10 protein-coding genes and 1 CRISPR repeat array are annotated in these 15,014 nt (G+C 43.1%); of the genes, 8 read left to right on the top strand and 2 right to left on the bottom strand.

Annotated elements, in window-relative coordinates; translation table 11 throughout:
* Window positions 1-151: 151 nt before the first annotated feature.
* The gene (locus RM368_RS06615; RefSeq protein WP_322693335.1) at window positions 152-1,777 is read right to left on the bottom strand and encodes a response regulator; all 1,626 of its coding nucleotides are present in this window, start codon (window positions 1,775-1,777) and stop codon (window positions 152-154) included.
* Window positions 1,774-6,501 (bottom strand): PAS domain S-box protein, encoded by a 4,728-nt coding sequence (locus tag RM368_RS06610; RefSeq protein WP_322693334.1) that lies wholly within the window; start codon window positions 6,499-6,501, stop codon window positions 1,774-1,776. The genes RM368_RS06615 and RM368_RS06610 overlap by 4 nt, the downstream gene beginning before the upstream one ends.
* A gap of 224 nt (window positions 6,502-6,725) precedes the next feature.
* Between RM368_RS06610 and ldpA the strand changes: the two genes are divergently transcribed.
* The 8 genes from ldpA to aroF all read left to right on the top strand — a co-directional run bounded on the left by ldpA (window position 6,726) and on the right by aroF (window position 14,751).
* A complete protein-coding gene (gene ldpA / locus RM368_RS06605; protein WP_322693333.1) occupies window positions 6,726-7,886 on the top strand; it encodes a circadian clock protein LdpA in 1,161 nt (386 codons plus the stop codon).
* Between the two features lie 83 nt (window positions 7,887-7,969).
* Complete coding sequence (locus tag RM368_RS06600; protein WP_322693385.1) at window positions 7,970-9,703, top strand: R3H domain-containing nucleic acid-binding protein; 1,734 nt, start codon at window positions 7,970-7,972, stop codon at window positions 9,701-9,703.
* Between the two features lie 426 nt (window positions 9,704-10,129).
* Window positions 10,130-10,309 (top strand): chlorophyll a/b-binding protein, encoded by a 180-nt coding sequence (locus RM368_RS06595; RefSeq protein WP_322693332.1) that lies wholly within the window; start codon window positions 10,130-10,132, stop codon window positions 10,307-10,309.
* Between the two features lie 179 nt (window positions 10,310-10,488).
* Window positions 10,489-10,812 (top strand): hypothetical protein, encoded by a 324-nt coding sequence (locus RM368_RS06590; RefSeq protein WP_322693331.1) that lies wholly within the window; start codon window positions 10,489-10,491, stop codon window positions 10,810-10,812.
* A 356-nt stretch (window positions 10,813-11,168) separates the two neighbouring features.
* Window positions 11,169-12,071: a CRISPR direct-repeat array (repeat unit 37 nt; unit sequence ATCGAAATCAACTAAAATCCCTATTAGGGATTGAAAC).
* Between the two features lie 19 nt (window positions 12,072-12,090).
* Window positions 12,091-12,411, top strand: coding sequence for a hypothetical protein (locus RM368_RS06585; protein ID WP_322693330.1), 321 nt, complete (start codon window positions 12,091-12,093; stop codon window positions 12,409-12,411).
* Window positions 12,412-12,654: 243 nt separating this feature from the next.
* On the top strand, window positions 12,655-12,924 hold the full coding sequence (gene rpsO, locus RM368_RS06580; RefSeq protein WP_322693329.1) for a 30S ribosomal protein S15: 270 nt from the start codon (window positions 12,655-12,657) through the stop codon (window positions 12,922-12,924).
* Window positions 12,925-12,935: 11 nt separating this feature from the next.
* Window positions 12,936-13,403 carry a PAM68 family protein gene (locus tag RM368_RS06575; RefSeq protein ID WP_322693328.1) on the top strand — a complete coding sequence of 156 codons (468 nt, stop codon included), beginning with the start codon at window positions 12,936-12,938 and terminating at the stop codon, window positions 13,401-13,403.
* Between the two features lie 289 nt (window positions 13,404-13,692).
* Window positions 13,693-14,751: a 3-deoxy-7-phosphoheptulonate synthase gene (gene aroF / locus RM368_RS06570; protein WP_322693327.1), complete on the top strand. Its 1,059-nt coding sequence runs from the start codon at window positions 13,693-13,695 to the stop codon at window positions 14,749-14,751.
* Window positions 14,752-15,014 lie beyond the last annotated feature (263 nt).

Below are 15,014 nucleotides of genomic sequence, written 5' to 3'. Positions count from 1 at the left end.
TCTTTTGAAGGGTGAGGCAGGGGAGAAATCAATTCAAAATTCAAAATTCAAAATTCAAAATTCAAAATTCAAAATTCAAAATTCAAACATTTTAGAACTTCTGTCTCCTGCCTCCTCTTTTCCAATGACAAATGACAAATGACAAATGACATCACAAACTTAAAGGCAGCTGAATTGTAAACGTTGTCCAGCCCTGAGAACTGGTAACTTCAATCGTGCCTTGGAGATATTCTACTAACTTCTTAACCAATGTTAAACCTAATCCTGTGCCGCTTTGTTGCCAGCGTTCGCTTTCAGGAATTCGGTAAAACGGCTCAAAAATTCGAGATTGTTCTTTTTTCGGAATTATCACCCCAGAATTGCTAAATGTGATTTGAAAATAAGGAACTTGAAAATTATCTAATACACCAGATTTAGCATCCTCATCGATCGGACTTTTTGTGATATAAATTAGCTGAACGTTTAACACAATCTGTCCATCAGGTGGAGTGTATTTACAAGCATTGTTGAGTAACTCTGAGATAATTTCAGTCAGGCTAGCCAAGTCTGAAACTAAAGGTGGTAAATCTGGAGAAACACTAACTTGCAAAAACTGTTCTCTAGCTTGAGCGCGTTCTTGAAAATACTCGGCAACGTGAGGTAGCCAGTTTTGGAGTTGAATTGATGTTAATTCCAATGGATAGACATCTGCATCAATCATTCGTAGATGCAGTAAATTGTCAACCAAATCCAGTTCTTGTTCGCACTGTTCGCGCACAATACGTAAATAGCGGTCTACAGATTCAGATGGGGGAAGTGTGTTTGAATTTAAGATACCCTGGCGATCGAGAATATTTTCTAGCACAGAGATTGCCATTTTGATGTTTGATAAGGGCGTTCGCATTTCATGAGAAGTTGTTGCCAGAAAATCCTCTTTTAATTGGTTCAGGCGTTGCAGTTCTGCCACACGAATTTCTAGTTGTTGGGCGCGTTCAGATGCGAGATTGCGTTCTTCGGTTAACCGTCGTTGCGTGTCATCTCGGAAAACAAATACGGCTCCTGTAATTACACCATTATTATTTCTTAGGGGAGTAGCGCTATCAGCTATTGGTATAATTGTCCCGTTTCTAGCAACTAGTAGAACACCACTGCCTAAATATATAGTAGTTTCTTGTTGGAGGGCTGCAATAATTGGATTTTCTGTCGGCAACTGAGTTTGTTCATCAATGATTTTGATAACTTCAGTTAACGTCTTGTCTTTAGCTTCATTCCATTGCCACCCTGTTAGAGCTTCAGCTACCTGATTGATGTATTTAATATTTAATTTAGTATCGACTACAATTACCCCATCGCCCATTCCTCGAAGCACAGAACTCAAAAATTGCTCGCGATCGTAGCGATTGAGTGCTGTTTGAATAGCAACGTAAAGTTCTTGCTCTTTAATGGGTTTAAGAATATACCCAAAGGGGGATGTCAGCGTTGCTCGCTCAACAGTACTTTGATCGGAGTGACCGGTGACGTAGATAATCGGGATTTGCAAATGATGCCAAATTTGCTCTGATGCCTGGATACCATCTATTTCACCGCGTAATCTGATATCCATTAAAATTAAGTTTGGGCGTAATTCAGTTGCTTTTGCAATTGCCTCTTCGGCAGAATCGGCAATATCTAAAACAACATATCCTAAAGACTCTAAAGTTTCTTGTAAGTTGATAGCAAGGATATATTCATCTTCAACAACAAGGACTCGAACTGTCTCTTTTTTCTGCGTGTTTGGTGAGAGGTCAATTATGTTCATATCCGGCTGTTTGTAAAAGTAATTTTGAACTCTGTTCCTTGTTGAGAGTCAATTTCAAGTTTTCCTCTTAGCTGCTTGACTAAACCCTGGACAAGTGTTATACCCAGTGTTTTAGTTTTCTTACTATCAAAGTTTTCGGGTAAGCCAACACCATTATCTCTAATAATGAGTGTCAAAGTAGATGCGGATTCTTGATAAAACTTAACCTCAATTTTACCACCATGATTACCAACAAAAGCGTATTTTAAAGCATTAGAAACCAGTTCATTAATAATCAAGCCACAAGGAATGGCGGTTTCGATGTCAAGGCTAGCATTATCCACTTGAATATGTAATTGAATCTGGCTGGAACTGACATTATAGGAATCAAATAAATGAGTTGTTAAATCTGGAATGTATTGAGCGAAATCAATATCAGCGAGGTCTTCAGAACGGTATAGTTTTTCATGAACTAGGGCAATGGAAGCAATGCGGTTTTGGCTATCGCGCAAAATAGCTGTCACCACAGGATCTTGTGTTCGTCTGCATTGCATTTGCAGCAAACTGCTGACAATTCCTAAATTGTTCTTAACACGATGATGAATTTCTTTGAGTAATACTTCCTTTTCTTTTAGAGAGGCTTTGATTTTTTCTTCCGCTTGCTTTTGCTCGGTGATATCTTGTTGGATAGCCACAAGGACACTTCCATACTCAGGATGTTCAAAAACGGAAGCGGTAGCGCTACACCAGAATGGAGTGCCATCTTTTTTAATATTGTGGACTTCATAAATTGCTTCACGGTGTTCTAAAATAGCAGTGCAAATCGCCTGATTAACATCTTCAGGTGTATTGTTTTCATCACCATAGTTAACAATCGATACGTGCTGACCAATTAATTCACCAGATTCATAACCAAACATCTGCTCGAATTTAGGATTGGCGTAGACAAACACGCCATCTGTAGCACGAACTAAGCAAATTCCCTCCGCCATGTTGCGGGTAATGACTGCTTGCAACTCTAACATCTGTTCAGTGCGTTTGCGATCGCTGATTTCAACTACTACAATGCCCATGCTCATAGGTTCATCAGCTTCAGACTGAATCGGAAAATAGGAAGCTAGCCAAGTCCTGATTACACCTGGAAATTTTGGGGTTTCTCCCCTGACTTCCAAATCCAGAATCGGTTCACCCGTTGTTAAGACCTGTCGAAAGACTCGATCTTGGTTCCGTGCTATATCAGGGACAATCTCCCACGTTGTCTTGCCAATATGCTCTGCTGCGGGAATGCCATTAATTTCTGCTAATGCTTCATTAATGAATGAATAACGCAGTTCCCGATCGAGAATGGTTATCCCAACAGGTGCATTATTGATGAAGGTATCCAATAACTTTTGCTTGTGAGCTAGTTCTCGCTCTAGAATTTTGCGTTCTGTGATATCAATCGCCACCCTACCCACTAGCTTTTGTGCAGACAATCCCAGAATTGGGAATTTGTATACCAAGAACTCACCGAGAGAACCGTCTGGTCGAGGAGCAAATTCAATCACCTCAATTACCTGGTTTGTCTCTATGACTGTGCGAATGTGATCGAAATGTTTTCGAGCAATTTCATCTGGGTAGAGGTCAGAAATAGATTGCCCAATCACCTGTTCGGGTAGTAATTTAAATGTCCGCAGGTATGTTTGATTTAAGTAAAGTACACGCCCATCTGTATCAGTTATCCAAGCTAGCACTGGGCTGTTGTTCATAAATGCCTGGAATCGAGCTTCACTTTCTTGCAAAGCTGCTTCTGCTTGTTTACGTTCACTGACATCAATAATTACTCCTAACATCCGTACAGGTTCGCCTGCTTCGTTGTAAGCAGCACGCCCTTTTCCCGTGAGCCAGCGAACCCTGCCATCGGGATAAATCACTCGATATTCAGCTTGAAAATTAATATGTTGTGCCAGTGCATTTGATACAGTCTGTTCAATTCCGTCAACATCCTCTGGATGCACGCGATCGCGCCATAATTGATAGCTGGCTGATATTTCTGGCTCTAAACCTAACAAACGAAAATGGTTGTCGTTCCAGATAACTTCGCCTGTTTGAATATTCCAATCCCAAAGACCGATGTGATTAAATTCTAACGTTAGTCTCAGTTGTTCTTCACTTTTGGCTAAGGCTACTTCGGCTTGTTTGTGTTCGCGTAGTGCGGCTTGTCGAACGCTGATATCTCGATGAGTACCAGTCATTCGCAGAGGATTACCATCTGCATCTCGCATCACAACCTTACCGTAGTTGGCAATCCATTTGTATTCCCCTGACTTAGTGCAAAGTCGATAGTCAAATTTGTACGGTATTGAACTATCCTTGAGGTGAGCTGCCAAGATTTTTTCCACCCAAGATAGATCGTCTGGATGAACTAATCGCTCCCAAGTACTCAAATTCTGTGGGAGTTCATCAAAGCGGTATCCGAGCATTTCTAAATAGCGAGGGCTGTAATACACCTCTTTAGTCAAAATATTCCAGTCCCATAAAGCATCTCCAGAAGCTTCAAGGGCTAATTGTAGTCGTTCCTCGCTTTCTCGCAGAGCGATTTCTGCTCGTTGCTGCTCTTTTTCACCATACTTCCGGGCAGTAATATCCGTGATTCGTACCAGTTGCATCACAGTACCAGCGACTGTAATTTGTTTGGCGGCGATATTTCCCCAAAAGGGTTTGCCCTGCTTAGTAATATATTCAATTTCTCGACTCCAAAACCCTTGCTGCTTAATTTCTTCCATAAAGGTGGCGATTTCATTGGAAGTAAACGGTTCTTTTTGCAGAGTATTACCTTCAATATTAATCAGTTCAGCTTTACTAGAGGCTACAAATAGCTCCACTGCTCGATCGTTACAGTCAGCGATCAGTAATGTTTCAACATCTACCAAAAAAAGTGCATCAGCGGATTCGTTATAAACAGCTTCTAGCAGGTCACGACTACGGATGATTTCTAACTCATTTCGTTTACGTTCTGTAATATCTATAACCGCTCCCAACAGTTTAACTGGCTGTCCTTGAGCGTCATAAGCTATCTCTGCTTTTGATTCAACGTAGCGCACCGAACCATCAGGTCGGATAATTCGATACTCAAGATTGAAAGGGGCTTGTTGAGCGTAGGCATAGCCCGTTGTAGACACGATCTTTTCGAGTTGGGCTTTGACCAAGGCGCGATCGCCTGGATGAATTATTTGCAGAAGTTCCGCTTGGTCGGGTTCGTCTTGAGTGGGATTTAGACCAGAGATGCGAAAGGTTTCCATTGACCAGGAGCGCTTTTTCGTTTCTAAATTCAATTCCCAACTGCCTACATGGGCGATTTGTTGAGTAGTGGCTAGCAGTGCTTTACTTTGTTGGAGCTTTTCTTTAGCTTGTTTGAGTTCGGTAATATCTCGCCCTTCTGGAATCAACAAAACAATTTGACCTGTCTCATCTAAAAGCGGACGGAGTGAAAAATCGATTGTTGCTACCCGATTATTTGCACCAAGAACATCAACTTCATAGCGAATAAACTCTCCTTGGGCTGCACGAGCGATCGCTTGTTTTAATTCTGCTTGAGTTTGCGGTGAAATTGTCCACCAGTGTGCTTCCCAAAAAGGGCGATTGATGACATCTTCTAGTTTCAGTCCGGCAAAATTTAGCGCCGTCTGGTTCGCCTCCAGTAAAATGCCAGCTGGCGTTAGCAGTCCGATGAACTGGAAAGTATTATTGAAGATCGCACGAAAACGGCGATCGCTTTGGTGCAATTTGGCAGTGCGCTCCTTTACTTTGGCTTCTAACTCGGTGTTGAGAGTCTGGAGATTGTGATAGAGTTCGGCTTGTTGGATAGCGATCGCTAGTTGCACTGTTATTTGCTTGAGCAATTCCACCTCAAATGTCTGCCATTGTCGCGGGGCAGAACATTGATGTGCAATAAATAGCCCCCAAAGTTCAACTGTTTGAGTCCCCTTGTTCTCTAATAAAATCGGGACAACTAAATTCGCCTTCACCTGAAACCGTTCCAAAAGTTGAATATGGCAATCACTTAAACCTGCTTCGTAGATGTTTGTGGCTGCCCAAATTTTTCCTCGGCGATATTCTCCCCCCTGATTTTCCTGAAAACAGGTATCTTCAATCTCCAGTCCGAAGATTGGTGTCCATTGGGGTAATACCGACTCTGCGACGATGTTACCCCGCATTTGTGGCGTAAATTGATACACTATTACCCGATCGGCGTGCAATAACTGGCGGACTTCTTGAACACTCGTGGCAAGGATATCTTCAAGCCTCAACGATTGGCGAATATTAAGAGCGATCGCTCCTACTAACTTTTGTTGTTCCTGTTGTTGTTTTAGCTGCTGCATTAGCTGCATCTGCTCGATCGCCCCATGAACCGCTCGACGTAAATTATCAGAAGTCAGTTTTCCCTTGACTAGATAATCTTGCGCCCCACTCTTGATCGCTTGGACTGCGATCGTTTCGTCTCCCTGTCCCGTCAGTAGAATTACTGAAACCTGGCTATTAGAAGTTTGCCTCTGTAGCTGAGTGAGAAATTCCAGCCCGTCTAAATCTGGTAATCGATAGTCCAACAAAATCACATCTGGTATTTTCTCTTGACAAGCTTGTAGCGCCTGATTTCCAGATTCAAATTCGTAAATATCATAAGTGTAGCGATCGTCCCGCTTTAGGAAGCGTCGATACAAAGCTCTATCTTCAGCAGAGTCTTCTACAAAAAATACAGTTGTCATGTTGTCACCCTCCTAAGACAGCTGCGGGAGTGAGGAGTGAGGAGCAGGGGAAAAGGTTAAAGGGAAAAGGAATAAATTTAATCTTTCCCCTTTTCCCCTTACCCCTTTCCCTTTGTCCATACCCAATGTCCCATACCCAATTCGATAAACCCTAAATCAGCAAATTCGGACTTTTTCTCGATCGCAGACTACTATTTTTAGTCGTATAAACGCATAATAGAATAGTGACTGATCTGTTCGCCCCTTTACAATCTCTCAAACAAGGTGACTGGTTCAAGCTGATCTGCGGAGCCAGCTTCCAGCATTTGCCGGCAGTCAGAAGTTTAACGTTAGCCTATACTTTGGCGGGCGCTGACTGCATAGATGTTGCAGCTGATCCAGCAGTAATTGCAGCAGCGCAATCAGGGCTACAAGCAGCCAAATCTCTGGCTCAGGATGCCCAAAAGCGAGGCTTTGACTACAAAGGCAATTTACCCTTTTTGATGGTCAGCCTAAACGGTGGAGAAGACCCCCATTTTCGCAAAGCAGAATTTAATCCTCATGAGTGTCCTCCAGATTGCCCTAGACCCTGCGAACGGATTTGTCCGGCACAAGCGATTGTGTTTGACAGTATCAAAGAAGACTTTTCAGGAGTAGTATCCAAAAAGTGTTATGGCTGCGGTCGTTGCATTCCAGTTTGCCCTTATGGTATAATTTATACAGCTTCATACGTGACAACGCCAGGAGCGATCGCGCCATTGGTAATGTCAACGGGAGTAGATGCCGTAGAAATCCATACAAAAGTCGGGCGATTGGCAGAATTTGAGCGATTATGGCAAGCAATTTCACCGTGGGTTGATAAACTAAAGTTACTAGCCATCAGCTGTCCTGATGGTGAAGGGATGATTGACTACTTAAGAACGCTCTACGAAAGGATTGCCCCATTCAAGGGTGCTTTAATTTGGCAAACCGATGGTCGTCCCATGAGTGGTGATATTGGCGATGGCACCACAATAGCCGCAGTGAAATTAGGGCAAAAAGTTTTGGCAGCTAAGTTACCAGGATATGTGCAGTTAGCAGGCGGCACAAATAAGTATACCGTTGCTAAGTTAAAGGCAATGGAACTGCTCAAAGAGGCAAGGGAGCAGGGAGCAGGGAGCAAGGGGGAAAACTTTTCTCCTCTGCCCCCTGCCCCCTGCCCCTCCGCCTCCATCGCCGGGGTCGCCTACGGTAGCTACGCTCGCGTACTGCTGTCACCAATTCTCGAACAGTTAGAGAATAAGGAGGTAAGTAACACCAATATGAAGGCGACTGTTCGCCTAGAAGAAGATGAAGTATTGCTTTGGCAAGCTGTAGAACTTGCCCATTCTCTCGTTTCCCAGATCAAGTCACAGCAGGAGCATTAATCGCTCGTTCGGAAATATACCCAGAGCGGGTTCTCCTGCACGCAAATGTCCTCGCTATCTCTAAAAACGTCACCATAGAACGCATGACGATTACAGACGATCTCCAAAAGTTATTAGACATTTTGCCCCAAGACCTGCAACAAGTACTAGAGAGTCATCCCAAACGAGATAGTTTAGTAGAAGTGGTCTTGGATTTGGGTCGTCGCCCAGAGGCTCGCTTTCCTAATCAAGCTGAGTATTTGAGCGAAGTACCCGTTACTCAAGAACAAATAGATGATTGCATTCAACGAGTCGGAATCTTTGGCGGAGATAATCGGGCAGGAATTGAGCAAACTTTGCATCGGATCAGCGCTATTCGCAACCGCACTGGTAAGATTATTGGCTTGACCTGTCGCGTTGGTCGAGCCGTATTCGGAACCATTGGCATGATCCGCGATTTGGTAGAAACTGGTAAATCGATTCTCATGCTGGGGCGTCCAGGCGTGGGTAAAACTACCGCCTTACGGGAAATAGCCCGTGTTTTAGCGGACGATTTGCAAAAGCGAGTAGTGATTATTGACACTTCCAACGAAATCGCTGGGGATGGTGATGTTGCTCACCCCGCCATTGGTCGCGCCAGACGGATGCAAGTGGCTCATCCAAACGAACAGCATCAAGTGATGATTGAGGCAGTGGAAAACCACATGCCAGAAGTCATTGTCATTGATGAAATTGGCACGGAACTGGAAGCTTTAGCGGCTCGTACCATTGCGGAACGGGGCGTACAGTTGGTAGGTACTGCCCACGGTAATCAGATCGAAAATCTAATTAAAAACCCCACCCTAGCTGATTTAGTTGGGGGTATCCAAGCTGTGACGTTGGGAGACGATGAAGCCAGACGGCGAGGCTCTCAAAAGACTGTTTTGGAGCGCAAAGCCCCACCTACCTTTGAAATTGCGGTGGAAATGTTGGAACGCCAACGCTGGACAGTACATGAAAGTGTTGCTGACACTGTAGATAATCTGTTGCGGGGGCGTCAGCCTACTCCACAAACCAGAACCGTTGATGACCACGGCAAAATTGCAGTTACACGTCAGTTAGCTGTTGTCAACGGTCGTGGTGGACAGCTAGGAACAGTGGAGGATTCTTTCCCACCGGCGCGACCGTCTAATGGCTGGCGTTCATCTGGACAAATGGTTGCACTACCGCAATTGCCTGTAGAGCGGGTAACTGGGCGCAGTGAGTTTGACCGTTTGCTGGATGAATCCTTCAACTATTCTGAGAGCATTGATTTCGATGCTGTTACTAGACACCCAGGGCCGAATGGTGAAGATTTGCCATTGCACGTTTACCCTTATGGGGTGAGCCGCCACCAACTAGAACAGGTGATTAGCGTGCTAACTTTGCCCGTAGTATTGACAAAAGATATAGATAGTGCTGATGCAATTTTAGCACTGCGATCGCACGTCAAAAACCACGCCAAATTACGCCAAATGGCCAAAGCGCGTCATGTACCCATCCACATGATTAAGTCCAGCACCATTCCCCAAATTACCCGTGGTTTGCGGCGGTTGCTGAATATCGACGACCCAGAAATGGCTGATGATAGAGAACTGCAATTGTTTTTGCACAATGGTAGCGATGATGAGATGGATGCCTTAGAAGAAGCTAGACTTGCCGTTGAGCAAATTGTGATTCCTAAAGGACAGCCAGTCGAGTTATTGCCACGTTCTCCCCAAGTTCGCAAAATGCAACATGAGCTGGTAGAACATTATCGCCTCAAGTCGCATAGTTTTGGCGAAGAACCAAATAGAAGATTACGGATTTATCCAGCGTAACTTTAAGGGACTTCCAGTTAAAAAAATATCCCATAGTAGGGGCGGACTTCCAAATAAAAAAACATCCCAAATTTTCTTGTGGGATGGGTGTCCCCACTCGTCCCAGATTTAGGGCGCTCATGTTGCCCACCCCACAAAATGGATAATTTATTTCTTGGAAGTCCTTTAGGAGAAAAATCGATGCATTTGAAAAGCGCTTTAACCATCAAAAATCGCCAAAATCATTATCTATACTCAAGCTAATAGTCCAATTTTCCCGCACTAATTCGCTGTTATCATCAACATCACGCAGCGTCTCATAGACAAAGAATTCGTAGAGCGTGGGTTAGTCCTAATTCATTTAATCTTGCATTTTTTTTAACATCTGTTACATTACTTTACAGATAGTTATAACTGCTACAACACTTGAATTTTGGAGTTATGCTCATGTCAGATTTGAAGAATTCTGCGTCTATTGTTTCAGAAGATCCTAATGCTGTGCGTTTTGGCTTCACTCCTCAGAGTGAAAATTGGAACGGTCGGCTTGCAATGATTGGTTTTGTCTCTGCGATTTTGATTGAAGCTTTTTCTGGTCAAGGGCTACTCCATTTCTGGGGTATCCTCTAAATTGGCGATCGCAGGGTAGAACTGCTGTACTACCCTGCAAAATTCTCTATATTCTACGCCAGTCATTCGTTTCTAACCGATGGTGGCTGTTGCAATTGGTGCAAAATATCAGATTTTTCCGGTTGAGCCAAAATATAAGTGAATAATTACTTTACATTGAATATGTATAGCTAAAACTCATGGAACTACCCCAACGCGTATCAGTCCGCTACAAAGACGCGTCCTTCAACACCAATGAAATCCGCTTGAGAACTTTTCGGCTTGGTTTGCAAATATGGGATGAACAAACCAAACCCAGAAAAACAGAGCTTTATCAGTTTATATCGTCTTGTTTGAAACAAGTTGACCGCCAAGATCGTTTTATGTTTTCTATGTTGTTCATAGAATTAACAGACCTCATACGTAACTCTTCTCTGGAAAGAGGAACGAAAGAGGTTTTGATTAAAACAGCTTTTAGAGAATTTGCTTGTGCAATAACAGATTTTGAAGACGTTGCCAAATAAGCTTAGTTATGGGAATGCTGGAATTGCCTAAGCTAGGCATCACCTTAAAGCCATCTGACCTAGTTGAGTGGGATATCTTGGGATATCTATAGTAAACAGCTTTTCAATCGGATTAGTTTTTTAGCTAAATGCGCGGATGGGTAGGTGTTGGGGAAGGGGGGAATACAAAAATAGCTGAATTGCCCTATATGCAAGGTTTTGAGGGCTGTAGCATCTTCAAACCATCCGCGCACCTTATGTAGACTGAGTTTCAGCGATTTACATTTAGCACAATTGCCACTGTTTATGTTATGATTTTTGCATTCGCGCTATTGAACCTTGAAAACCAAATAACACAAGTCTTTCAGACGCCTGCGATCGAAATCAACTAAAATCCCTATTAGGGATTGAAACTCAAAGGTTTGCTTGGTAAGTCGGATTTTTACCATCGAAATCAACTAAAATCCCTATTAGGGATTGAAACAGCTTTTGAATTCTGTAAGCAGGAAACTCGTGGACTCATCGAAATCAACTAAAATCCCTATTAGGGATTGAAACACTGATAACGGTTAGAACATCATTGTTTATGCGAGTGTGATCGAAATCAACTAAAATCCCTATTAGGGATTGAAACCAAGTTCTAGATTTTCAATCAAATTCAATTCCAGTATCGAAATCAACTAAAATCCCTATTAGGGATTGAAACAATGCATGAGGATGTAGTGAATCTTGGCAGTAGGATCGAAATCAACTAAAATCCCTATTAGGGATTGAAACAGACCCTTTGCTAGATCCTACAAATCCAAAACATCGAAATCAACTAAAATCCCTATTAGGGATTGAAACATAATAATCGATCATGTCGATCCTCATGAACTTATCGAAATCAACTAAAATCCCTATTAGGGATTGAAACAGACAAGGATTTACTGCTATTCCTTATCACTTAAAATCGAAATCAACTAAAATCCCTATTAGGGATTGAAACTGGAGCGATCGCTGAATCAACAAATTTCAAATTAAAGATCGAAATCAACTAAAATCCCTATTAGGGATTGAAACGAGTGCGCTGGCCCAAGAGGGAAAATATTTTTAAATCGAAATCAACTAAAATCCCTATTAGGGATTGAAACTTGATGGCGCAGTTGCTCATATTAAAAATGCTTGGCAAGATCGAAATCAACTAAAATCCCTATTAGGGATTGAAACATGGAAGTTCCGGCAGTTAGTCCGGCAACGCGGAATCGAAATCAACTAAAATCCCTATTAGGAATTGAAAAAGCCGCAGGATCATAGCTTATGAACACAATTGTTTATCATCCTGATTACTACCGCATAATTGAGCGCGTCTCTAATGGATGGTTATTTAAGAAAGGTGAATTATTTCACACAACATTACCATTTGCTGTTGACATGAGCGACTTTGAGCTTCTGTATGGCATCAGCAAGCAACAGGTAGCGGTTGAACTATGCAAAATTAACAGCGGCAAAGCTGGCTATTACTTGGCCGACCTCCGTAACAAAAAATATTACTACTGTGGAACTGAGCCAGTGGAAGTAAAAGGTAAGTTACTAGACTTAGGAATTGGACGGGAAGATCCAACGATCGCAATCAATTAAAATCCTTATTATGGATTGAAACTTATCTTCTATCGTCTTGGTGCGATCGCCTGATGGGGCAATACGATTGCAATCAATATCCCTATCAGGTATTGGAACGAAGTATACTGAGAGCTAGCCTCTAAAAATAGTATTAAAAATTACAAAAATTACTTCAAAGGCCATTCCCCATCCAGCTTGAGGGCTGTGATATTATAGGAGACTGCTGCATACACTTTAGAAAAACTAGAAACTGAATCGACCATGGCCCTCACGCAACAGCGGAAACAAGAAATAATCTCCAACTACCAAGTTCACGAAACTGACACTGGCTCGGCCGATGTCCAAGTAGCTATGCTAACTGAGCGCATTAACCGCCTCAGCGAACATCTCCAAGCAAATAAAAAAGACCATTCTTCCCGAAGAGGACTGTTGAAGCTAATCGGACAGCGCAAGCGTCTTCTAGCTTACATATCGCAGGAAAGCCGGGAAAAATATCAAGCTTTGATTGCTCGTCTCGGTATTCGTGGATAGGACTACCGCTTATGTCTGCTGAAGAATCTGAACGCAGTCGTTTGCCTTTTGAACCAAACAAAAAGCGCCAAAAACCCGCAAAAGCTCAAAGTAAACCAGCCGCACAGCCCCAAGAATCCGTCAAAAAGGCTGATAAAAAAGTGGTTTACACCAAACAAGAGATGGCAATTCCCCAAGTAGTCAGCCAACGAATGATCCGACGGGTAGCTGGGTTCTCTGGTGTACCAACAGCTTTGGGTATTAGCGCTTTGGTTGCTAGCTATCTGCTTGCTGCCTACTCTGATATCCGACTACCTCCCATCGCCGTGTTATTGGTGAACATGGGATTATTTGGTTTAGGGGTTTTAGGAATAACTTATGGCGTTCTCTCTGCCTCTTGGGATGAAGAAAAAGTCGGAAGTTTTCTGGGTTTGGGTGAGTTCAACACCAATTTGGGACGAATGGTGGCAGCTTGGCGCGAAACTCGGCAAAAAAACTGATGATGAACAGCGCTCAGGTATTGAGTAACTGCGATATTGGGTAAATGAAAAAGTTAATGTTGAAGTTGAAATTCGATCGCTTCAACATTGCTAGTTAAAATTTTACAATCATTTTTATACCCCATATCTAGTTATTTAGCAGTAAAAATACTGACTGAGCGCAGCATTTTATCTATTTATTTTGTAAACAAATTTGATTTTTAACTATTTGTAATTAGGCCAATAGGCAACAATAAAGTTAGCCTATTTACAGAAAATTTTACTCAATTAATTAATCAGGGACTTTCAGATGATTATAGTAATGAAAAGTGGTTCCCCAGAGGCGGAAATAAACCGCATTGATGAGGAACTTAGTAGCTGGGGGCTAACTCCAGAAAAAATTATTGGTCAACACAAAGTAGTTATTGGTCTAGTAGGTGAAACCGCCAGCTTAGATCCGCTACAAATTCAGGAACTTAGCCCCTGGATTGAGCAGGTGTTACGGGTAGAGCAGCCTTACAAACGAGCTAGCCGTCAGTATCGCCACGGCGAAGCTTCAGATGTGGTGGTTAATACTCCTGATGGAGCGGTAGTATTTGGCGAACATCAGCCTTTGGTAGTTGTTGCTGGCCCCTGCTCCGTAGAAAATGAAGAAATGATTGTAGAGACGGCGCGGCGCGTCAAGGCTGCTGGAGCCGCATTTTTGCGCGGAGGGGCATACAAACCCCGGACTTCACCTTATGCCTTCCAAGGACACGGCGAGAGTGCTTTGGATTTGTTAGCGAAGGCGCGGGAAGTTAGCGGACTTGGGATTATTACAGAAGTGATGGATGCCGTAGACTTGGATAGAATTGCCGAAGTTGCTGACGTGATTCAGGTGGGAGCAAGAAATATGCAAAATTTCTCCTTGCTCAAAAAAGTCGGAGCGCAGCCGAAACCAGTCCTGTTGAAGCGAGGAATGGCAGCGACTATTGAAGATTGGTTGATGGCAGCCGAGTATATTTTGGCATCTGGCAATCCCAATGTAATTTTGTGTGAAAGGGGAATACGCACCTTTGACCGTCAGTATACGCGAAATACACTGGATTTATCGGTAGTGCCAGTGTTGCGAAAACTGACTCACCTGCCAATCATGATTGACCCCAGCCACGGCGTAGGTTGGTCTGAATTTGTGCCTTCAATGGCAATGGCTGCGATCGCAGCTGGTACAGATTCCCTGATGATAGAGGTTCACCCTAATCCTGCCAAGGCTTTATCCGACGGGCCCCAATCTCTGACACCAGATCGTTTCGATAACTTGATGCAAGAATTGGCAGTGATTGGTAAGGCGGTGGGACGCTGGCAGCAACCAGCAGTGGCTCTAGCTTAAAATTCAGTTGCAACTTATTGCTAGGCATAAATAAATTAAGGTTTGTAGTGAGTTAGCGCGGTCTTCTCCCAAGGGGAGACGCCAAGGGCGATGGGGGTTTCCCCCATAAGCGACTAACTTTCCCGTTGGGTCAGGACTTGAGTTTTGATAAATCTGAAGAAGCGGAAAATCGCTCACTACAAACTAAGATTTTCTTAGATGTTTAATTATGCCTAACTATTTATTTATTAGACCTCTTGCAAAAGTCTCTAACACCCCACCCC

This window comes from Nostoc sp. DedSLP03 (assembly GCF_034530815.1).
Classification (GTDB): Bacteria; Cyanobacteriota; Cyanobacteriia; order Cyanobacteriales; family Nostocaceae; genus Nostoc.
The sequence above is the reverse complement of the archived record's forward strand: the minus strand, read 5'-3'. Positions and strand labels throughout refer to the sequence as shown.